General features: G+C 40.8%; 15 protein-coding genes. 4 read left to right on the top strand and 11 right to left on the bottom strand.

What is annotated here, in order from left to right:
- Nucleotides 1-162: 162 nt before the first annotated feature.
- From G622_RS0107690 to G622_RS0107705, 4 genes are all read right to left on the bottom strand, one after another.
- Complete coding sequence (locus G622_RS0107690; RefSeq protein WP_081675230.1) at nt 163-2,286, bottom strand: sensor domain-containing diguanylate cyclase; 2,124 nt, start codon at nt 2,284-2,286, stop codon at nt 163-165.
- Nucleotides 2,287-2,298: 12 nt separating this feature from the next.
- The gene (locus G622_RS22115; protein ID WP_049945743.1) at nt 2,299-5,547 is read right to left on the bottom strand and encodes a DegV family protein; all 3,249 of its coding nucleotides are present in this window, start codon (nt 5,545-5,547) and stop codon (nt 2,299-2,301) included.
- Entirely contained in the window at nt 5,544-7,604 is a 2,061-nt protein-coding gene (locus G622_RS0107700) for a response regulator (protein ID WP_026510223.1), read from the bottom strand. Before G622_RS0107700 ends, G622_RS22115 begins: the two co-directional genes overlap by 4 nt.
- A gap of 539 nt (nt 7,605-8,143) precedes the next feature.
- Nucleotides 8,144-9,523 carry a sensor domain-containing diguanylate cyclase gene (locus G622_RS0107705; protein WP_026510224.1) on the bottom strand — a complete coding sequence of 460 codons (1,380 nt, stop codon included), beginning with the start codon at nt 9,521-9,523 and terminating at the stop codon, nt 8,144-8,146.
- 230 nt (nt 9,524-9,753) lie between these two features.
- Here G622_RS0107705 and G622_RS0107710 point away from each other — a divergent pair, with 230 nt between their 5' ends.
- Nucleotides 9,754-10,185, top strand: a complete 432-nt coding sequence (locus G622_RS0107710) for a flavodoxin (protein ID WP_026510225.1) — start codon at nt 9,754-9,756, stop codon at nt 10,183-10,185.
- Nucleotides 10,186-10,298: 113 nt separating this feature from the next.
- On the opposite strand, the gene G622_RS0107715 is transcribed toward G622_RS0107710, so the two are convergent.
- The 3 genes from G622_RS0107715 to G622_RS0107725 form a co-directional block, all read right to left on the bottom strand.
- Nucleotides 10,299-11,897, bottom strand: a complete 1,599-nt coding sequence (locus tag G622_RS0107715) for an extracellular solute-binding protein (RefSeq protein ID WP_026510226.1) — start codon at nt 11,895-11,897, stop codon at nt 10,299-10,301.
- Between the two features lie 98 nt (nt 11,898-11,995).
- The gene (locus tag G622_RS0107720) at nt 11,996-12,919 is read right to left on the bottom strand and encodes a carbohydrate ABC transporter permease (protein WP_044913329.1); all 924 of its coding nucleotides are present in this window, start codon (nt 12,917-12,919) and stop codon (nt 11,996-11,998) included.
- A gap of 22 nt (nt 12,920-12,941) precedes the next feature.
- Nucleotides 12,942-13,850 carry an ABC transporter permease gene (locus G622_RS0107725; RefSeq protein ID WP_026510228.1) on the bottom strand — a complete coding sequence of 303 codons (909 nt, stop codon included), beginning with the start codon at nt 13,848-13,850 and terminating at the stop codon, nt 12,942-12,944.
- Nucleotides 13,851-14,033: 183 nt separating this feature from the next.
- Here G622_RS0107725 and G622_RS24480 point away from each other — a divergent pair, with 183 nt between their 5' ends.
- Both G622_RS24480 and G622_RS0107735 read left to right on the top strand, forming a co-directional pair.
- Nucleotides 14,034-15,734 carry a sensor histidine kinase gene (locus G622_RS24480; RefSeq protein WP_049945744.1) on the top strand — a complete coding sequence of 567 codons (1,701 nt, stop codon included), beginning with the start codon at nt 14,034-14,036 and terminating at the stop codon, nt 15,732-15,734.
- Nucleotides 15,735-15,789: 55 nt separating this feature from the next.
- Nucleotides 15,790-16,566 carry a response regulator transcription factor gene (locus G622_RS0107735; protein ID WP_026510229.1) on the top strand — a complete coding sequence of 259 codons (777 nt, stop codon included), beginning with the start codon at nt 15,790-15,792 and terminating at the stop codon, nt 16,564-16,566.
- Between the two features lie 77 nt (nt 16,567-16,643).
- Here the strand turns inward: G622_RS0107735 and rhaD are convergent, their stop codons facing one another.
- Genes rhaD through rhaB form a run of 3 tightly spaced genes read right to left on the bottom strand, consistent with a single transcriptional unit; the run spans nt 16,644 to nt 20,328 of the window.
- The gene (gene rhaD, locus G622_RS0107740) at nt 16,644-17,471 is read right to left on the bottom strand and encodes a rhamnulose-1-phosphate aldolase (protein WP_026510230.1); all 828 of its coding nucleotides are present in this window, start codon (nt 17,469-17,471) and stop codon (nt 16,644-16,646) included.
- Nucleotides 17,472-17,485: 14 nt separating this feature from the next.
- Nucleotides 17,486-18,907, bottom strand: coding sequence for an arabinose isomerase (locus G622_RS0107745; protein ID WP_026510231.1), 1,422 nt, complete (start codon nt 18,905-18,907; stop codon nt 17,486-17,488).
- Nucleotides 18,901-20,328, bottom strand: coding sequence for a rhamnulokinase (gene rhaB, locus G622_RS0107750; protein WP_026510232.1), 1,428 nt, complete (start codon nt 20,326-20,328; stop codon nt 18,901-18,903). The genes G622_RS0107745 and rhaB overlap by 7 nt, the downstream gene beginning before the upstream one ends.
- Before the next feature lie 290 nt (nt 20,329-20,618).
- Between rhaB and G622_RS0107755 the strand changes: the two genes are divergently transcribed.
- Nucleotides 20,619-21,593, top strand: coding sequence for an AraC family transcriptional regulator (locus tag G622_RS0107755; RefSeq protein ID WP_026510233.1), 975 nt, complete (start codon nt 20,619-20,621; stop codon nt 21,591-21,593).
- A gap of 19 nt (nt 21,594-21,612) precedes the next feature.
- On the opposite strand, the gene G622_RS0107760 is transcribed toward G622_RS0107755, so the two are convergent.
- Nucleotides 21,613-23,028, bottom strand: a complete 1,416-nt coding sequence (locus G622_RS0107760; RefSeq protein WP_026510234.1) for a carbon starvation CstA family protein — start codon at nt 23,026-23,028, stop codon at nt 21,613-21,615.
- Between the last annotated feature and the right edge of the window lie 68 nt (nt 23,029-23,096).

A 23,096-nucleotide genomic window follows, 5' to 3' on the forward strand; every position in this document is an offset into this window, starting at 1 on the left:
CATACTCTTATCACTTAATGATACATAAAAACCACTCCTGCTTTCCATAGGTGCTTTTCAGTAAAACCCGACATTTTTTAAGCTGGTTTATCTATCATAATGATGTAAGGGTCAAGAACTGACATGTTCATCTTTAATCAAATTGCGAAGAATATGTATGTTTCAGTGCACCAGATCTTCCTGCATCAGCTCATCCACACGACTGAACACTATCTCCATATCAGTCGTTCCGTTGGCACAGTAGGCAGCTCCGACAAATATATTTATGCCCTTCCTCTCTATCATTCTCCTTGCACATTCAACGTCATTATCAAAGTATGACTCCTCTGTCTCAAATCCAAAGCATACAAACTCATTACCGTTCATGCGGTAGACATTCTCAGATCCAAAGATTTCCATGAGGCACTTCGAAACCTCTATCAGAATCCTGTCTCCCACATCATAGCCCTGCTCCCTGTTTACATCCTCAAGTCCAATAATTCCCATTCTCATATATCCAAAGGTCTTGGACATATCAAGCGAATTTTCAAGAAACATTCTGTAAGCCATATGATTTTTTGCACCTGTAAGCGCATCCCTGTAATTATATGAAAACATTCTCTTCTGCTCTTCCCTCTGGAGGATCAGCTGAGAGAGGAAGTAGGATATCAGATTTATTATCTCTGAAATATCCGTAAGTTTATCTTCAGGAGCTCCGCTCACTCCGCAGATTCCCATAAATTTACCATTAATTTCAAGGGCACCCGTCACCAGGTTATCTATTTTATAATTTTTTAAAATATCATAAAAATATGGATCTGTTGATTTTAACTGCTCTATATCATTTACTATAAATTTTCTGCCATTATCCAGGTATCGCTTATAGAGTTTATCCAGGACCCCCTCATACGTTAAATGTATGAGTTCAACCGATTCAGGCTTTAATCCGTCCCTGCACCATTCATAGCTTCCACGGAATGTTCCGTTGATCTGACTCTCAAAGATGAATATCCTGTCAGCTTCAAGCTCAGTTCCCATAAAATTCAGCATAGCCTTTATGTTATGCTCAGGAGAATCTGAAGATACAGCATATTGCAGAGCGTGATTTATAAATCGTTCACGCATAATTTGAGCATGATCCTTGGTCCACCATTTCAGGAATTTGAAGTTCATATACACTACAAATATGACCATGCCCGCCCTGGTATATATTCCCTGAACATCTGTAAAAGTCTGATCAGTGAAATCCTTAATAAGGTCCAAAAGTCCACAGCCGAGTACAAAAATAATTATGAAATATATACTCCTGATCTCAATTGCCAGACCGTTGACCCTGCAATAATGAGCATTATCATTGGCTATGATAAGCATTATCAGCATCACAAGAACTATGTACGGTATCAGGAAAAGAGAAAAGGAATATGCCATATCCATATTCAAAAGATATCTGGAACCTATGAGGGCTATCTCAAAGAATATCGACATCCAGAAGCTGATATGCTGATATATTTTACGCTTTCTTACTGTGAGTGAATTAAAGAAAGCTATCAGAGGATATCCCACCATAAACGGAAGAACTTTACTCATTCCGCGCCATGCATATATGGAGCCTGTAAGCACCTGCATGACATTTGTATCTATAAAAAGCCACGTTCCCGCTATTATGGATGTAAGACCAAGGGCTCTTATGTTGAATGGCAGCGTATCCTTGTCAGGAACTGATCTGTATACCAGCATCTGCAATCCGCCAAAAAGTATCATGAGTATACAATAGATGCAGGCACCCAGCATTCTCCTGAAGGTAAGCCGCATATAATCAGATGGCGGACAGATATACACATTCATGATTCTGCCTGTCTTTTGCCTGTCATAACAGCATGAATTTATGATTTTCACGGTCTTTGTAATATTGGACGTTCCAATTCCAACCTCATGAAATACTATACCTGTACTTCTGCCGGTAAGATTCTCTTTAGTTCTAAAGCTGTACACCAATTTATCATCTATAAAAACAGATAAATTAGAATTCTGAGATTCAAAGCATAGCGAATCCTTCTCAGAAAGACGAGCCGGAAGTCTCTTTTCAAGTATTACGGTTCCACCATGCTCACCTGCCATAACCTGCTCTATCCTTTTGACAGGCTCTGACCCGACCCTCCATTTTTCTGAAAAGCTAATAGGCACCTGCGTATATCTGGTGCTACGTATATCTGATCTGATTGGTATTACAATGAAAAAACATGCCAGAATAATACCAAATAGAATATTATATACTTTTCCTGCTATCCCTGACCTCTTTTTCATCATGCTTCCTTTTTATCATTCTTCTGCCAGATACTTCAGATATTTTCTGTAATTGCCAAGTAGTCTGTCAGTATTCTTATGAACAAATTCAGTATTTCCGTCTTTTGCTGCATTTTCGAGCTTTAACGCAAGCTCTGATAATTCGTCTGCACCTATGATTCTTGCTGAGTCTTTTAGGGAATGAACCTTAATTATGTAATTATCCCAGTCATTTGCCTTGTAGCATTTCTCTATTTCACTGGCATTTAGCTCAATAGTCTGATAGAACAGCTTCAAAACTGCATTCAGTGTTTTCTTTGAGCCTGCTATTTCAAGAGCCTTATAATAATCTATTCCCTCGATACTCTCGAAGATTTCTTCTGCATATTCTTCCTTTGGAGATACCTTTAAATCATCTCTGTTTATATATGATGTTTCATCCGCAATCCTCTCTATACTCTCATCTCCCACCTTTTCATAGGAGTTGTTTACCGGATAATAAATAGATTCTTTCTTAGCGATTTCCTGAAGCTCTACCTCATCAGATAAGCTTTCTTCTTCATCATTTTTATCATTTGAAAGCATCATGCTGAGATTATAGGGCACATCTCCCTTTTCAAGGAATGACAAACCAATTGCTCCGGCACCACAACTAATGGTCATTGCTGCGCAGACCTTCTGAAATACTATGTGCTCAAAATGGAACCTCTTACTGATTCTCTCTCTTATCATGTCCTTTTCTGCTTCCGTAAGATTAATGTGTTCCACAATAATGAGGTCTGTATCAGGATTCTCAAACCTGTTAAGAACATGGTCTATATACTTTGTATAGCACTCCTCTTTCTCTCCCATAAACAGGCGCCATACTGTCACCTTATCGTTGATGACACGAATTACGGGTTTGAAGGAAAAAGTACTCATGATTCCATGAAGGGTTTTACCGATAATCCCCCTCCTCATCATGAAGTAGGCATCAGTAGTGATAAAACTGCACCTTACCTTCTCTTTTACTTTCGTAAGTTCTTCAAGTATCTTATCAGTTGTTTTTCCCTGCATGGCACTTCTGTGTGCAATGAGTACCATAAGTCCAAGTGCACAGGAATTGAAGCCTGAATTGAATATTATTACATTCTCGTATGCCCTTGCTGCAGTCTTTGCATTCTCATATTCTTTGCTAAACGTAGGAGCCAGTGTCAGATAGATTATCTGGTGTGCCTTTTTCATCACACGGCCAAAGAAATTCTCAAATTCCTCAACTGTAGGCGGCGCTGAATTAAACTCAATACCCTCATGCATATAGTGAACAAGATCCTCTGTACTAACCTCTTCCTTGTCTCTATAAGATCTGTCCCCGGTGATAACACTAAACGGTAATATATCCAGATTTTTCCCATTTACCACTTTAGATGGCAGATCACACATCGTGCTTGTACAGATGGCGACAGAAAGCTTCTTGCTATAACCACTTGCAGTGTTCATCTGAGCCTTTTCGCCATCCTGCCCTTCCGTCATATTGATCTTTATTTCAGGCAAATGATTCAGCAACATGTTTTCAAGCTGCAGTCCCGTGACAGGTTTTACAAGATAATCATCAAAACCGCTGCGGCTGTAGAGTTCTCTGTTTTCACTGTCCGCATTGGCTGTAAGAACTATAACGGGTATATTATTGTTTAAGCCGCCCTCCTGATTTCTGATATTCTGCAGACATTCAATACCATCCATCTCCGGCATCAGATGATCCATAAAAATCAGATCATAGCGATAGCTGAGAGTCATAGACAGCGCCTGCTGTCCGCTTGTTGCAGTATGTATGGTCATATCCGTATCTGACAAAAGCTTTCTCTCCACCTCCAGATTCATCTCATTGTCATCAACAATAAGTATTGCTGCTTCAGAAGCTGTAAATGCCGGGATATATTTCTCTGTCTTTCTGATATTTCCAAATTTTACAAAGCTTACATCGCCTATGGCATCCTTTCTTGAAACCTGCTGCCAAAGGGCTATCATGAAGGTAGATCCCTGGGTATAAACGCTGTTAACTGTGATTCTTCCTCCCATCAGTTCTACCAGCTGCTTAACTATGGCAAGACCCAGACCTGTTCCCTCAATCTTGATATTTTTATCCTCATCCATTCTCTGGAAAGCATCAAAGAGATAAGGAATTGCATCCTGCTTTATACCCATACCTGTATCAGAGACTGAAAACAGCAGCATTATCTGTTCTTCTCTTATCTCTTCCTTCTCCACGGTAAGAGTGATTGAACCATGCTTGGTGTACTTTATGGCATTGTTCAAAAGATTTATGAGTATCTGTTTGATACGCATTTCATCGCCAAAAAGCTCTGCCGGTATTGAAGGATCAATTTCGATATTGAGCTCAAGCCCCTTTTCCTCAGCACGCTTCCATATCATGCCTACTATTTCGGAAAGCAAGATCTCAAGATTATAATTAACAGGGATAATATCCATTTTCCCCGCTTCGATCTTGGAAAAATCAAGGATATCATTTACAAGGGCAAGGAGCATTCTTCCGGCCCCCTGAATATTGGCAGCATCTTTAAGTATCTCCTCTGAAGCATCCTCCTGCCTTAAAATTATCTCGTTAAGACCAAGGATTGAATTGATGGGAGTCCTTATTTCATGGCTCATATTTGAGAAAAAGCGGTTCTGTGTCCGGTTCAGTTCCTCAACCTTTTTGGTCTCTTCCCTGGCTCTTTTGTTTTCCTCATTAAGAAGCCATTCCTCGAACCAGACCATAACACAACAGATAAGTCCTACAAGAATCAGGGAAATATACGAGTCTATGTAAAACATGCTTTCCTGATGCTGGTTTGCGATTTCTGGATAGAAATATCCGTTCACATAGAAAATGCCTGCTTCTATCGTAAGCACAACAAGCATAAGCGGTCTCCATCTACCGCTAAGAACCAGTCCCGTGTACAGATAGGCAAAAATTATCCAGTGAATTCCGCCGCCCTTTATTCCTCCACCGAAGAAGAACAATATCGGTAAAAATACCAGAACAATACCGATAACAATAAATCTTATGGCAGATTTTACCTTATTTGTCTTAACACCTACATAAGTCACCAGCGGGATGATAATCGCAACTATTGCAACCATGGTGGTTTCAACCGGATTTTCAGAAAAAGCAACATCCCCCGCCAGTCCACATAATACAAAGAATTCCGTGATAATGGTGAGCAGCACAAAGACACGCTCCCTGAAGCTGCGTCCCGGGTCTTTTACCGTATTTATCAGTTTGTCAAGGAAGTGTAGTTTCATTTTGCACCTCCTCTTTTCTGAAGAGTTCCGTCTTTAAGGACACGGTTCATTACACGTTCAAATGCACTAAGATTAATAGGCTTACTGATAAAGCCATCAAAACCTTCCTGAAGGAACATCTCCCTGGCACCGCTTATGGCATTGGCAGTCAGTGCTATCACACAGACATTCCTGCGATTATCCAAAGCAATTCTCCTAAGCTGTTTCATAGCTTCAATACCGTCCATCTCCGGCATCATATGATCCATAAATATTACGTCATAGAAGGATTGCGTGTATTTGATCAGTGCCTCGGCTCCGCTATGAGCAACATCGATATCCATGTTATATTCTTTAAAAAGCCCCGAAGCCACAACCAGGTTCATGGGTTCGTCATCAACAATAAGTGCACGAACTCCGTCGAGTACAGGCTTTGTCTCATCTGACAAAAGTGAAGGAACGTAGGTATCTCCGTTCAATACTCTAAGCATCTGAAAACCGCTTGCAGGCTTTGCAATCCGGATCACTCTGCTATTTCCGGGACGGGCAAAATCATACTTACTGGACACAGCAACTATCACTTCATCTGATGCAATACTTTCGAAATAATCCGGATCAATACTGTATTCTTCAATACCGATAAATATATGTGAGATCTTACCTTTTTCCATCAGTCTTTTCAGCTCAAGCATATTTGGTACTGCATACAAATTAATTCTTAATCCCACGGCAAAATTCATGCCCATAGACTTGTAAAATTCATTTACCTCCTGCCGCTTGTATTTATTGGGGATAAAATAAAAGGCAATGTTTATGAATTTCTTTTCCGTAATTGTCATACAAGGGGAGGGATCTATGATTTCCTGGGCTATACTTACTCGTACAGTTGTGCCCTTCCTCTTCTGACTCTCGATCGTAACAAAACCCTTCATAAGCCTGGTAAATCCAAATACCAGTGACAGACCAAGACCTATTCCGCTGGTGCTTCTGTTACGCCTCTTATTAACCTGATACCGTCCTCTGGTTATCCTTTCGATATCACTGTCAGTCATACCGATACCGGTATCCGATACCTCGATTAGCAGATTCATTCCATATGCTTTTTTTATGCCTGATATTTTCAGATAAACGCCACCCTCGCTTGTGAATTTGAAGGCATTATCAAGAAGATGATCTACGATCTTACGGATTTTAGCAGCATCTCCCCTTAGAAGAGAAGGCATATTGGGATCAAGATCAATGACGAATTCGAGACTTTCATCCTTTGAAAGTATATTGTAATTGGTAATGATGTCATTAAGAAGCGATGCCAGCTCATATCTATCCTCTTCAAGTCTGGCATCTCCACGCTGTATTTCACTGTAATCCTGAATATCTTCGATCTGAAGAGAAAGCCTTACACCTGCATCTCGTATCGCTATAACATCATTGTTTCTTACTTTCTTTAAGATAAGACTTGTCATACCGTTTATAACATTAACAGGGGTACGAAGCTCATGGGATATGTTTACAAGGAAATCCTCAAGTCCTATGCTTTCAGTTTCCTCATCGTCATTCTTACTCTGCAGTTCATCCTCTACCGTGCGCTCATTCTTAAGTACAGCCTTCAAAGCTCTGTAACAGCATATCTCAAGCAGCACCTGAAACGCTATACGAAGTAGATCATATCCACTAAGGTCCACTTCTTTGCTTCCGGCAATCCATAACAACTGCATGATTATGATTGCAAAAAACTCTATCAATAATGGGAAAAGATACTCTTCACGCTTGAGAAGCGTTGCCGTGACCATCATCAGAATTGAAAAAACAACGGCATCGAACAAGCTGTTTCCATGCCCACCATGATAAAACGCCAAAAACATCGAGTAAATCATGTAGATATTTTCTCTGATCTTTGGCTCAAGATAGCTTCTGACATGGATAGCCCAGCATATAACAATGCCAAGTATAATAAGGGGCGGCATCCAGAACTCCCATCCCTGCAGAATGCTCTCTAACAAAACACCCATACTGGCGGTGGAAATAATGATAATTACGACATTATGCTTATTGGCTATCTGATCATTTTTTTCGCCCACAACTATATCTCCACTCTACGGATTCTTAGCAGTCGTAAATTTAACTACAGTGCTCAGTACAAAAATCCTGCGGGATTTCTCCGCTTGTACCCACAAAAAGACACAGTACCCTCCTTATAATTACACTAAAATTACTGCATGAACGCAATTAAATATGAATAAATTTTGTATAAACTTCATTTTCAAAAATACCAATCGTTAATACTTCTGAATTGTTCATTTTGATGATAGTGATGAGTCAAAAGATTAATAACGGAGAATATATGAACCAGTATAGCTGGTCAGAATACTATATCGCGGATCTGGATGAATATTAACCCGGAGATTTTTTGGGTATTCGAAGTTTCAGTGATTATATAATAAGCAGGATCATGCCGCTATCTGCATGTCCTGCTTTTTTTGATATAGGAAATTTCTCCGAAATTCCTATATCATAAAAAGCGCTCCGCTATGGATGCGCACTCGCGCGATAGGAATATGTTGCCTTCAGCAACCGCGCTCGGCGCGAGAATGTCGAAAGCGACATTCTTCCTTGTCTTTTAGATTTTTCTGCTCTTTAATTCAGGATGGACTGCGTAGAATTCCTCCTTATCCTTGTACATGAGAATATCTGCATTTCTCATGGCAATACGAATATCGTCTCCTCCGCTTGAATAAAAATACCCTATAGACATGGTTATCTCTGAAGGATACGTCGTCTTATCTCTCAGTTTTGATATTTTGTCAAGGAACTCATCCTCTGACTTACCAGTGGTTATAATCGTAAACTCATCTCCGCCTGCTCTGTATATCTCATCATCTCCAAAGACTGATGAAATAATGGATGCGGCGGACCAAAGCATCTGATCTCCTGCCTCATGCCCATATTTATCATTGACATATTTTAGTCCATTAAGATCAACAAATACCACGCCGTATGGCCTGCATCTTAGCTCAAGCCTTGATACAAACTCATCAACCCTGATGTTCATGGCGTTTCTGTTCATAACACCTGTCAGCATGTCACTGTTGCTGAGTTCCTTCATTTTTTCCATAAGATTATTATTAGCCAGCTCCGCTGCCAGGAAAAATGAAGTATGCTCCAGCAGTTCCTTTATCTCTATAGTGCGGTCGGTATCGAAATTCACCACATACAGATAACCTATAGTTTTCCTGTTCTGCTGCAAAGGCACAAAGCAAATGCTCTGAACACCTGCTTCGATCATCGATTTTGCCCAGGCAGGATTCCTGTCCTCAAGAGACTTCATATCTGACTCATCTGCGATGATAAGACAATTACTCTTCTCTATTGTTTTATCCCAGGTTTTTACAACATCCGGAGGGATATCCTCAATGTCACGCCCACGTGTCTCTTCATCTCTGCTTCTTGCTATACCACCGATATATCTGACCCCATTTGTCGCTTCATCTATGCTGACAACCGAAACTCTTTCAGCCCCACACTTCTCAAAAATTTCCTTCACAACTTCATCAACAGCAGATTTAAAACTGTCAGCAGTACGAAATACAGCGCAGCTTTTTATCACAGAGCTTGCTGTGTCCATTGTTACGTTTCCAAGCCTGTCGGGATCTGCTTTCTCAGTAAGTTCATATGAAAATATACAGTAGCCTGTGTCATCCCTGTCTGATTCAAGTGGAATATAAACCTGATCCATCCACATATTGATGACCTTTGCTTCAATATATGTATGTATCTGTTTATGCTTTATAGCTGCAGTAAAAACAAAATGCTCAAACTTCCTGTCCTTTGGGAAAAGTTCAGTATAAAGTATCCCGTCATAATAGCTTGAAAAATCCTGCTTATACCTTTTGTTGGCTGCAACAATGCGTATTTCCCCTATTTCATCATCAGGAAGCTTTTCCACTGACATGATGCATGAAGTTGATACCAGCGAATCAATAATAGCTTTAAAATCCATACTTATCACCATAAAAAAGATTGAAATGCCCGCATGATTTCATACTACTATTTTATCTATAATTTCGTGAATTAATGATTAAATTATTATAAATTTTATTTTTATTCAAAAAAACCTCCGTGATAACTATTATCATTAAGCTGTCTTGATTATTTTGTTAGCATTTGCTAACATATTTTCCGAAGGTAATATGATTTTTAATGATTCAAAACCTAGAAAGGATGGGAAGTATGAGTAAAGTTAAAGTAATTTTCTGGAGTGGAAGTGGCAATACACAAGCTATGGCAGATGCAGTAGCAGATGGTATAAGGAGTGCAGGGGGCGAAGCAGAAGTTGCAACTTTTGGTTCTATCACTCCTTCCGATGCAGCAAATGAGTCCGTAATTGCATTCGGATGCCCGGCTATGGGTGCAGAGGTACTTGAAGAAAGCACTGTTGAGCCTTTCATTGCAGATTATGAAACAAAATGCAGCGGTAAAAAGGTTGCACTTTTTGGTTCTTATGGATGGGGAGATGGTCAGTGGATGAGAGACTGGCAGGACAGACTTGCAGCTGCAGGAGCTACAATCATTGGCGGAGAAGGCGTGATTGCCAACAATGCACCTGACGATGATGCAGTTTCCCAGTGCGAAGATCTCGGAAGAATGCTGGCCCAGGCGTGATATATTTCCATCAACACTTCTTATAGTTTATACACCAAAAACCACCATATCCTGTTAGCGGTCATGCCCTTATCGCTTCAAGGAAATGGTGGTTTTTATTTTATCAGATCACCTTATTTATTTGAGTTATAGGTATTGTATGCATCCTGCTGGATCTTGATGAACTCATTGTAGCCCATTGTCTCAAGCATCTTGATGTAATCATCCCACTGCTCATCAATTCCGCCCTCTGTTACCCATGTTGCCTGGTTAGATGCAACATAAGCATCAAGGTCTGTGAAAAGTGTAGAAAGTGTATTAAGCTGGTCTGTTGTGTAACTTACATTAGGGAATGCTTCCTTTGCATATTTTCCAAGTTCCTTATCAAGAGCAAGCTTGGAAGCATCACCGTTTTCTGCAGCATATTTAACCTTATCGTTAAAGCCTTCAGCTACATACTTAGGACCAAAATCGCGAAGTGACTCGATCCATGCAAATGTATCTGCTGAATTTCCGTCCTGAGGCTCAAGAACTGTGTATGTTCCGTCTGCATCATTCTTCTCGATACCAACACCGAATGAACCATAGAAGTTCTGGATTGAAGCATCCTCTGTGTAGAACTTGTCTACCCATGAAAGAAGGGGACCGGGATTCTCACATGAAGAAGTTACAACGAACTCATATCTGCTGTAGTTCCAATGCTCAGGATCAGATGAGATATAGCTTTCTCCGCTGGGACCTGTAAGAGCCGGAAGTGCAACGTACTCTCCTGCATTTGCACCAAAGGTTGAATCTGCTGTCCAGCCGGGAGCTGCACCGATAATAGGTGTCTCGTTCATGAGCTTAGCATCACGCATGGAAGAATCTTCTGTAAAAAGCTCAGGATCGATAAGGCCCTTTTCAAAGCACTCGTGCATCCACTGAACACCTTCCTTGTATCCTTCAGTAACAGGAAGGTATACAGGCTCACCGTTCTGAATTGCCATCATGTATGTTCCGTCTGCACCTAATGTTGTTCCGAAAGGAAGGCTGAAGAACATTACAGAATCAGCATATCCCTGTCCGAAAGGAATCTCATCATTAGGATCACCGTTGCCGTTTGCATCCTGCTCTTTGAAAGCAACAAGAGCATTTTCAAATTCTTCGTAGGTAGTAGGAACTTCAAGTCCAAGATTATCAAGCCACTGCTTATTTATGAACATCTGGTTTGCAACAGTAGGTCTGCAGGGCTTCTTGGAAGGAAGACCATAGATATGACCGTCAGCTGATGTTGCCAGTGCCTTCATTGTAGGATCACTTTCAATTATGCCCTTGAAATTAGGCATATACTCATCGATGTAATCATCAAGAGCTATGAAAGATCCTGTATTAGTAAGTATGTCTGACTCTGAAAAGCATATTGAACCCATAAATGCATCAGGCAGATCACCACCTGCAAGAAGAACAGCCTTTTTATCGCCCCAGTCAGAATTAAGGATAGTATCCCAATTAACTGTTATTCCCGCTTCACTTGCTGCAGCATCCGGAAAACCTGTATGGTAGTCCTCACCCCAGTCTGCCCATCTTACAGTCGCAACCTTATAGGAAGTCTCTGATGAAGCAGCTACAGTATCTGCTGAAGTCTCAGTCTTTGTGTTTCCTGCATTCTCAGAAACCTGTGCGCTCTGACCACATGCTGCAAGTACAGTGCTAAGTGCTAACACGCCTGCTGTCATTTTTAGTGTCTTTTTCATTTTCTTCTCCTTCTCCTTAACTATATAAATAGTGACTTCCTGAAAACACAGATGAAAATGTATTCAGGAATCTTCAGCTCATAAAAAACTGAGCCTGATTAACCCTTTACTGCGCCTATCATTACTCCCTGATTAAAGTACTTTTGCAAGAACGGATAGAGAGCCATGATTGGCAATGTAGAAACCACGATTGAAGCATATTTCATCATGTCTGAGAGCTGTCTGAGCTCCTGAGCCATGGTACCTGTCGCTGCACCAAGAAGAGATTCATTGGCAATAAGAATTCTTCTAAGAAGTAGTTGCAGCGGTATGAGATCTTCGTTCTGAAGATAAATCAGAGCATTGAACCAGGAGTTCCAAAGACCTACCGCGGTCCAAAGTCCTACTACAGCGATTACCGCTTTGGAGAGAGGTACTGCAAACTGAACGAAGTATCTCAAGGTGCTGCATCCGTCTATTTGGGCTGCTTCCCATAAGGATTCTGGCAAAGAGTTCTGGAAGAATGTCCTTGCCACGATGATGTTGTAAGTGGATACCGCAAATGGAACGATCATTACGAGGAAATTGTCAAGAAGTCCGAACTGCTTAACTATCAGATAGGTTGGTATCAGGCCTCCTCCGACAAACATTGGAATCAAATAGAATACATTGATCCATTTTCTTCCGGGCAGATCCTTTCTTGACATAGCATAACCGGCAGTGATATTAACGAACAACGCGACGAACGTGCCGGTGAAGGTATATACAATGGTGTTCCAATAACTCTTCCAGATCTGACTCTGTTCGAAGAGCTTTTGGTATCCCCTTACATCAATTACATTTGGCCATAACCAGACTTTTCCATTGGCTACATCCGCGGGATTACTAAAGGATGCTATGATAACGAACCAAAGTGGATATATGACCGCAATTATCATAATTACTGCTATCAGATGAAACAGAATATTCACCAGCTTATCCTGAGTAAATACTCTCTTCTTTTTAACTTCTGTCTCTTCTACACTTCTAACAACTAATTCCATTTTCCATTCCCCTTATTTGTTTTTAGAACAAACTACTATCAGTTAACTTTTTAGCAAGAAGATTTACTAAAAGCAGAACAATTACATTTACCACTGTGTTGAACAGACCGATTGCTGTTGAAAGGCTGTACTGCATGCTCTGCATACCCATCTTGTAAACATAGGTTGATATGATTTCACTGCTCATTATGTTCTGAACATTCTGAAGAAGGAAAACCTTCTCGAATCCTATTCCCAGGATGCTGCCTGCTCTCATGATAAGAAGTACCATTGCTGTTGGCAGGATCATCGGTATATCTATGTATTTAATCTTCTGTAGTGTACTTGCGCCGTCTACTGTTGCAGCCTCGTAATAGGTAGGATCGATTCCTGCCAGAGCTGCCAGATAGATTATGCTGTCCCATCCAAGGTGCTGCCAGATATCGCTCCATACATAGATGTGCTTGAATCCGCTTGCGCTTGACATAAGATTTGGAAATTCCTGTCCGAACAGTCTGAAAAGATTAGCGAACAGACCGCTGCTTGGTGAAAGGAAGATCAGTATCAAACCGCACATAACCATGGTTGATATAAAATGTGGCAGATATGTAATAACCTGGAAGACTTTCTTGAACAACTTCGTTTTCATCTGATTGCACATAAGTGCCAGAAGAATCGGAAGCGGAAATCCTACCAGAATGCTATACAAGCTAATCACCAGTGTGTTCTTTATCGTTACCGTGAACTGATAAGACTTGAAAAACTGTATGAAATTTTTCATTCCGACAAACGGACTTTTGAATATTCCAAGCGCCGGTGAATAATTCTGGAATGCTATCACAATCCCAGCCATGGGCAGGTATGCGAAGCAGAATAAAAGAACCGCTGATGGTAATAGTAACAGATACAACTGATAATACTTTTTAATGTTTTTCAGGGCTTTTTCTTTCATTATGTCCGATCCTCTTTTCAACGTAATTTCTTTAAGCTGATTAAAACTTGTATTTTTGACAGTTCAAATCTTATCGTTTTTATGAATCCAAAAATAGCACTTTTCTGTTTTATGGATAGCACTTTTCCGAACATGCTGACAAAATAAGTGGCGATACAAAAAGCTTTTAATTATAATGAACGTATGAAAAATTTAGAAAAACGCAGAGCATACACGGTTGTACAGATTTTAAGAAAAACTCTCTGGTCCGCTATTCCGGTTGTGATAATTTTCGTGATCATAAGTAGTTTTTCTTTTTTGGAAATAAGAAAACAAAATAATCTTGCAGTTGAGAATGCAGTAAATATTTATCAAACAGAATTAGAAGGAAAACTTAATGCCGTTGCACATTTTGTTCAATGGACTGTAGTTCACGATCCAATCCTGGATTCCTTTTCACTGGATAACAGCATAGGAATCTTCAGGCAGGCAGGAAATGATCTGAGACTACGAGTAAGCGATATGCAGTATTCAACCGGTTCCGAATTTATGTACTTTTTCTATTGGGATCAGGGGAACATTTTTATGAATGCTTCTGAGCTCAAGGTATCTTATAAAACCTATAAGGCCATAAGAAAACGAGTCATAATGGATACGGTAAAGATAATCGGTGCGGAGGGCTTTTCCTGGAACACCTGCGTAGTTGACGGGGTTCCATACCTTTACTACCAGATAACCTATAATCACCGCACCTTTGTGGCGTTTGTCGCAGCGGAGGATATTGTTGCTCCACTCTCCAAGACTAACCTTGGACGCTATGGGAACATAAAGCTTCAGAATCTTAATGATGAGTCCTTCTATGAGACTGCGGAAAGTCCCAGGGGATTTTTAAGCTATTACTACAATAAGCTGTATTTCCCCGGTGAAAAGTCTGGACTTCCCTTTACTCTTGTTATTGACTCAGATATGCTTGGAAGCTATGGAAAGATTTTTCTTTTACAGTTTCTGGTATTTTTGACAGCCCTTGCCCTTAGCGTCATCATGGGCGGCTACATACTTGCGACCTATAAAAGAGTGATACTTCCCATAAAGATTTTTTCGAGTAATCTTTCAAAGATGGATTCTATATCTGATACTGCTTCTCTCTCACTTGATCTTACAGACAGTAAGATACAGGAGCTGAACCAGATAAACGATCAGTTTAAGAGTCTGATCCATGAAATTACAAGACTGAAAATCAACATTTATGAGGCTGAGCTTGACCAGAATAAATTCAGAATCCTGTTTTTACAGCAGCAGATTAAGCCGCACTTTTATCTGAACTGCCTTACAACCATCGACAGCATGCTGAGCCTTGGTGATGTATCAGCAGCCCAGAAGATGCTTCAATTTACTTCGAAGTACTTCAGGTACCTTTTCCAGGCTGATAAGGATTTCGTTCCCTTGAGCAGTGAGATTGCCCATGCAGAGGATTACCTTGATATCCAGATGATGCGTCTTTCCGATGATATTGAATACACCTGTGATATTGATGAAAAGGACTTTGATGTGCTTATACCTCCTCTTCTTGTGATCAGTTTTGTGGAGAATATCATCAAGTATGCCGAGCCCAATGAGGACAGCCTGAAAATCTCAATCACCGGAAAGGATTACATGAGAAATGGTGAGGATTACCTGGAGATTTCCATAAGAGATAACGGACAGGGATTCCCCTCTGAAGTTATTGAAAAGATCAGAAATGGTGAGTACCTTACTATCGATGGAGCAAGAATCGGTATAACCAATTGCATAAGAAGACTTAAACTTCTTTATAATGACGATTTTGAATTCAGACTTGAAAACATGGAAAATGGTGGCGGAGTTGTGATTTTAGGTATCCCTAAAAACACAGCAGAACAGTCATAGATTCCCAAAAATAACTAAGTATTTAAGCAAAGAGAAAGCATAAAGGATATACACTATGCAAGTTTTACTGGTTGATGATGACCGCTTTGTTATTGCAGCTCTTCAAAAGGGAATAGCCTGGGAGAGCCTTGGAATAACCGAAGTTTTTACAGCAAATAATATAAACAGTGCAAAGGAAATAATGGAGAGCAACGATATAGACCTGCTCCTTAGCGACATTGATATGCCCCATGGAACAGGCCTGGATCTCCTGAAATATATTCGTGAGCAGGGAAATAACGTACCGACTATTTTCCTTACCAATTATGCAGATTTCTCCTATGCCCAGAAGGCCGTTGAACTGCGGAGCTTCCACTATTTCCTAAAGCCTATAGATTATGCTGAACTTACACGAATAATAAAAAAGGCATTAAAGGAAGCTGAGGAAGTCCAAAACCAGAAATCCCTGTCCTTAGAAGGCAAGATTGATATTCCTGATATCGGTACAGATTCTATTGAAAATGAATCTAACATCACTGCCATGCTGAAATATGTTGATGATCATTTCAGAGAAGACATAAGCCGTGAACAGCTCTCTGTCATGTTCTTCTTTGATCCTGATTACATCACAAAAATTTTCAAAAAACAGACCGGAATGAGCTACAAAAACTATGTCATAGAAAAACGCCTATCTCTTGCAAAAGAACTGTTATCAGAGTCTGATTATCCAATCCACGATATCTCTCAGTATGTGGGCTATGATAATTACTCCTACTTCACAAGGCTTTTTAAAAAGAGCTTTGGCATCACTCCTATTGAATACCGTGGCCGCGGTGATGATACTCCGGAATAAAAAAGTGCAACAAATATTTGCCATTTTGCGAAAAAGATGAAACAGTCCGCAAAAGTAATATCTGTTGCACAATACTATTATTTTTCAAACAGGAACTTTTCAGGAAGTTCAACCTTGAAATCCCTTGCAAGATCCCTGAAATTATCAGGTGTTATGGTCTGGAGCTTATTTGGTGTGATTGACAATACCTTTACCAGTATTTCTGCAGATTTCTCAACAGTGTGCATGAGACCAAATGTAAGGTCAAAATCTTCACCTGCCGCAAACATACCATGATGAGCCCATATTGCTACATCATACTGTTCCATTAGCTTAGAGGTCGCAACAGCGATGTCTTTTCCTCCCGGAACCATCCAATCAACAACGCCTATTCCTGAAGGGAATACAACAGGACACTCAGTAGCCATCTCCCAAAGTTCTCTTGTAAACACCTCATCCTTTAAAGGAAGAACAAATGTAAGTGCAATAGTATTGGTTGTATGAGCATGATAAACAACTCTGTATTTTCCGTTGGTAACACGCTTTTTAACCTCAAGGTTCATAAGATGTGAAGGAAGCTCTGAGGTAGGACGCCCGCCATTTACAAAGCCCCACTGAATCTGATACTTAGTTCCGGTCTCATCCACTTTAATGATACCGATCGAATCCTCAGGATCGATGATCACATTGCGGAAATACTTACCGCTGCCTGTTACCATGAAATACTCACCTGCAAGTCCCGGAACCTCGGTACCGATTTCGGCAAACGGACCGTCCTCTTTAAGGTACTCCTTAACGGCTTCTACATCCTCATCCTTCATTCTGTAGGAAAGGTTACCGCCATTTCTCTCATGCCAGCCCTGTTCCCATCCATCGTTAGCCATACGAATAAATCCCTTAACAAATTTAACATCTAAAATACTCATTTTTTCTCCTTTTATTATCTGGTCACAATTTCAAGCGGTACATCAAATATCTTGGCAACCTTTGCAATTGTATCGATATGATGACCTATTGCTGCACCAAAATGATGGGTAGGTCCACACTCACTCCACTTTGTAACAAACTCAGCTGCAGAGCATGCAAATCTTGTTCGCATCATAGTGTCACCGTTCTGGAGGATTTTTCCCTCTTCATTAACACCTTCAGCTGCAACGAATTTGAAATGTCCGTCACCATCCTGAGTGATTGCAAGATAAGTGATATCTCCTGCAGGTGGATAAAACTGTGTTAGATATCCACCACCGGTTTTTCCGTGGAACACGTCCACAATCTTCATGGTAGGCTTCTTTGCTGTTGAGAAATCGTAGTCTCCTGAGCCGCTGTGACCAATGAGTGTAACATCATCATTAAAGTCAATGGTGTACATCTCTGCAAGCTGGCCGGATCCTGCTATTGTCTTAAGGATACTCATAGCCATTGCCACTTTGATATCGCCTTCAACTGCACAGGCTGTTCCCTGCTTTATAAGCATTGAGAATGCCGGAATGAGAAGACTGTCAACGACACCTGCCTGTCCCTTCGCATATCCGTCATAATGCGAAGCAACAAAGCCAAGCTTCTCATCCTTTACCCATCTCTCAAAAGCAACAACATATTTAGCCATCTCATATACCTTCTCAATGGTTCCGCCGCCTTCAACATCAAAGGTATCAAGTATATCCTGTGCTTTTGCCCTTATCACTTCATCATCTGTGATATCATCGGCAATAGCCCAGATTTTTTCCCAGTCGAACTGTTTTGTGTACACATGCATTCTTCTGTAGAGATTTGATTCATCTATATAAAGATCCATCATTCCGGGATAAGGTCTTCCGATCTGGGCAAGGTTTGTATCTCTGAAACGTCTTCTCACCTGTGCAGCGCGGCACCACTCATCAATCTGCTTTGCTACTGCCGGGTCTCCGCCCTCTACTACACCCGTGATAACCGCAGAGCGCTTGCCATATCTGTTAAGATCTGCAACCATCTCTCCTACTGCACCGCAGGCATAAGCTTCGCCAAGCCACTCCGCTGTTCCTGCTGTATCATAATCAAGTGCCTTAAGCTTCTGCAGATTTACCAAAACCACGGGAACATCCAGGTCCTTTACTGCAGGAAGCATATTGTATGAGGTAGCATATGTAAGAAGCTGCATGAAAACAAGGTCAACATCTGCTGCTCGGAACTTCTCTCCTGCCTCCTGTGACTGTTCCTTTGTTGTTACAACTCCCCCATCAATAACCTCTACCGTATCAGGCATAGATGCCTTAAAATCCTCAAACTGCTTGTTAAACTCAGGTACAAGTGAGGGAAACTGCGGTAAATATGCCCCTAAAGCAATTGAGAATACTCCAACTCTCGCTTTTGTTTCTACTAACATTTTATTATCCTCCTACTATTAGGATTAAATTCCTCTATTTCAAATGAATCGTGGACTACATTTCTTGCTATGGAAAGGTCTTTCAGCTCTCCTTCTCTTATCATCAAAGCCATAGCATTTCCGATAGCTGTTGCCTCAGAAGGTCCTGCAAGAACCTTAAGTCCTGTAGCATCTGCTGTAAGCTGATTAAGATATCGGTTCTTGCAGCCCCCACCTATGATGTGGACCGCTTTGTAATCCGCTCCGGTGTTGCTGATGATTTCCTTTACGGTATTTCCATAGCATTTGGCAAGACTCTTATATATGACCGCCGCTATTTCTCCCGGAGTCTGTGGAACTTCCTGCCCTGACTCCTTGCAGGCTCTTTTTATTTCCTCAGTCATATTCTCAGGTGATAAGAATCTGTCGTCATTTGCATCCACTAAAGACGGGAAGCTGTCCGCCTCTTTCGCAAGACTTGCATACTCCGCAAAGCTAAGCTGATCATCAGCTTCATGTCTTACCGACTGAATCATCCAAAGTCCCATGATATTTTTAAGATATCTGAATCTGTAATCATAACCGCCTTCATTAGTGAAGTTCTTTTCCCTGTCGCACTCCCCTGAAAGCACCTTTTTTGTCTCTACTCCCATGAGTGACCAGGTTCCTGAACTTATATATAAGCCATCATCGCCGGGATCAGGCATGGACATTACAGCTGATGCAGTATCATGGCTTGCACATTGGATCACGCTGCAGTCAAAGCCTGCTTCTTCTTTTATTTCATCCCTGAGTTTTCCGACTTCATTTCCGGGAAGTTGCAAATCCAGGAAAATGTCCCCGGGAAGTCCAAGCTTTCTGATAAGCTCCTTATCCCACTTTTTTGTCTCAGGATCTACAAGCTGTGTTGTGGTGGCATTTGTATATTCAGATGCCTTTCTTCCTGTCAGAAGGAAATTCAGATAATCCGGAATCATCAAAAAAGTTTTTGCACTTCTTAATACATCCGGTCTCTTAATCCTGTCAGCAGTGAGCTGATATATTGTATTAAAGATTGCCTTTTGAATACCTGTCCTGCTATATAATTCCTTCTCCGGAATACACTTATAAACCTCTTCATCCATCCCTGTAGTTCTGTGATCTCGATAGCCATAGGTGTCACCCAGTAGCCTGTCGTTTTCATCAAGGAGAACATAGTCAACCGCCCAGGTATCTATTGCCATCGAAACAGGAATCTTCCCAAGTTTTTTACATTCCTTCATTCCACTTACAATTTCCCTGAACAGTTTATCTGTGTCCCAGAGAAGTTTCCCATCCTTTGAGACCATGCCATTTTCAAAGCGATAGATCTCTTCCATGCGGATTTTCCCATCAGACATATGAAAAAGCATATGGCGTCCACTTGAAGCCCCTATATCAACCGCCAAGTAATACTTACCCATAATAATTATTCCTCACTGTGTGTATCGGCACGATTACTTCGTAATCCTGCCCTATCGGTCGGAACCATTCCAAATCATGACTTCGTCATGATGGTTCCGCCTCTGTAAACTTCTCTTGTAGATTCTAAGGATATGCTTCACCTGACATAAGTTTACGATTACAAATGCTTATGCCAGGTGATTCCCATGAATCTAAAATTATTATATAAATATGAACCTCCATTCTTAAGGACCTTATACTACAAAAAATAGGACTTTATTTGCATATTCGAAAAATTTATAATATAGCTATGAATAAGCAGATTATAGAGCAGCTAAGGCAGCTGACAGGTGAAGAAAAAGAGATATTAAGCGGTCTTGAAATTGACAAGAGCCGATACTCCACAGGTCAGAATTTCATAGTTAACAGTGATCTGTTATTAAAAAAGGGACGTCTTATAGAGATTCGTCCCCATACCCGCTTTGTGCATTTTCCAAAGCACAGTCACAACTATGTTGAAATGGTCTACATGGTTTTGGGAGAAACACATCACATTTTAAATGATACTGATGAGATTACTTTAAAAGCCGGCGAGCTGCTTTTTCTTAATCAGAACACTACTCAGGAGATAATGCCCGCAGGTGAAAATGATATTGCCGTTAATTTCATACTGCTACCGGAATTCTTTGATGAAGCTTTGAACATGATCCCGGAGGGTGATCTTCTAAGAGACTTTTTGATTTCAGTCCTCTCTCCGGATTCATCCTTCCTTACTTACCTGCACTTTCCTACTTCAGACATTCTTCCGGTGCAGAACCTTATGGAAAACATGATATACACCCTTTTGTATCAGGAATCCGAGACAGTTATAAACACCATCAACCGCACTACTATGGGGCTTCTGTTGCAAACCCTGTCTGTCTATGCAGGACTTGTAAACCAGGGGACTCCTTCTCAGTATGAGCAGAATCTGTTGCTGACGGTCTTGAAGTATATTGATGATCATTACAAACATGGAACCCTTGAAACTATCGCTAAACAAACAAAGCAGCCTGCTTACTACATAAGCAGACTGCTAAAAAAGCATACCGGTAAAAATTTTAAAGAGCAGCTCCTTGCAAGGCGTCTTCAACAGGCTGCCTATCTTCTAAGCCATACCACCCTCACTATTGAGGATATTTACACCTACATCGGCTATGACAATAGCAGCTATTTTTATAGAAAATTCAAGGAAGCCTATGGACTTTCTCCCAGAGATTACCGCCTTGGTCAGCCCCAGTCCTGACAGAGTTAAGAGGTCATTCTTAATTGCTCCACTGTTTTGCATTTATCCTTAAATATACAATAAACAGAGCTGCTGCAAAAATAATTCCGACAGGATAACCTATAGTCTTTGACATTCCAAGGCATTCCTTACCCATCATGAAATAGGTCATGCTGACAGCTGACATAAATGTTGCAGGAAGCGCTGTTATCAATGAATCGAATCTTCTTTTTCCTTTTTTGATCAGATAAGATGTAGCAATCCACAGTGCTATCATGGCCAGTGTCTGATTACTCCATGAGAAATATCTCCACAGTACATTAAAGTCAAGCTGTGTAAGCACCGCTCCGATCAGCAGGAGCGGAATCGTGAGAATAAGTCGTTTCTTTATGCTCTTTTGATCAAGCCCGGTCCACTCTGCAAGAATGAGTCTTGCACTTCTAAATGCAGTATCCCCGGATGTTATTGGACATACAACAACACCTATAATTGCCAGCAAACCTCCAACTCCTTTAAGCATGGTTCTGCTGATGTCATATACTGTCCCGGATTGTCCCAAGGTTGCTATTGCTGAATTTAAGTCTGTAGTATTGCCATAAAAAGCCAATCCTCCGGCAGCCCACACAAGAGCAATGACAGACTCAATTATCATCGCTCCATAGAAAACCCTTCGACCTCTGCGCTCACTTATAATACACTTGGACATCATCGGTGACTGAGTCGCGTGAAATCCCGAAATAGCGCCACAGGCTACCGTCACAAACATATATGGCCAAACCGGTAATCCGTCCGGATGCATGTTTACAAGTGAGATCTCCTGAAGATGATATTGTTTTGAAAAAAGCGTTCCACCTGCAATTGCAAAAGCCATTATAATGAGTACTACGGCAAAAATCGGATAAAGCTTACCGATAACCTTATCAATAGGTAAAAGCGTTGCAATCAAATAATAGATAAGTATCAGAACTACCCAAAATGATTCCGTCAGAAAATCCGGCGTAATTCTGGCAATAAGCGCCGCAGGACTGGTAACAAATACAGTTCCGGTTAGAATCAGCAGAATCAGTGAAAATACACGCATTATATACAGCACTACTTTGTTCATGTATATACCGGAAAGCTCTGATATAGAGGCACCATTATGTCTCTCTGAAATCATTCCGCACATGAAATCATGTACTGCACCTCCAAATATAGCTCCAAGCACAATCCAGAAAAATACAATCGGTCCAAAGCATGCCCCCATGATAGCACCAAAAATCGGTCCGGTACCTGCAATGTTTAGCAACTGAATAAGAAGTGCCTTCCAGGTTGGCATGGGAATAAAGTCAACTCCATCATTGATCTCATAGGCAGGAGTTTTCCGATCATCCGGTCCGAAAATCATCTCCACCACTCTTCCATATCCGTTATATCCTATAACAAGTACTCCTAAAGCAATCAGAAATGAAACCATATAAAGTCCTCCATTCTGCAACTTTATTTTTTGCACTTCCTGAAAATATGATGTGTGCATCAAAAGAA

The organism is Butyrivibrio sp. LC3010, assembly GCF_000424385.1.
GTDB lineage: Bacteria > Bacillota > Clostridia > Lachnospirales > Lachnospiraceae > Butyrivibrio.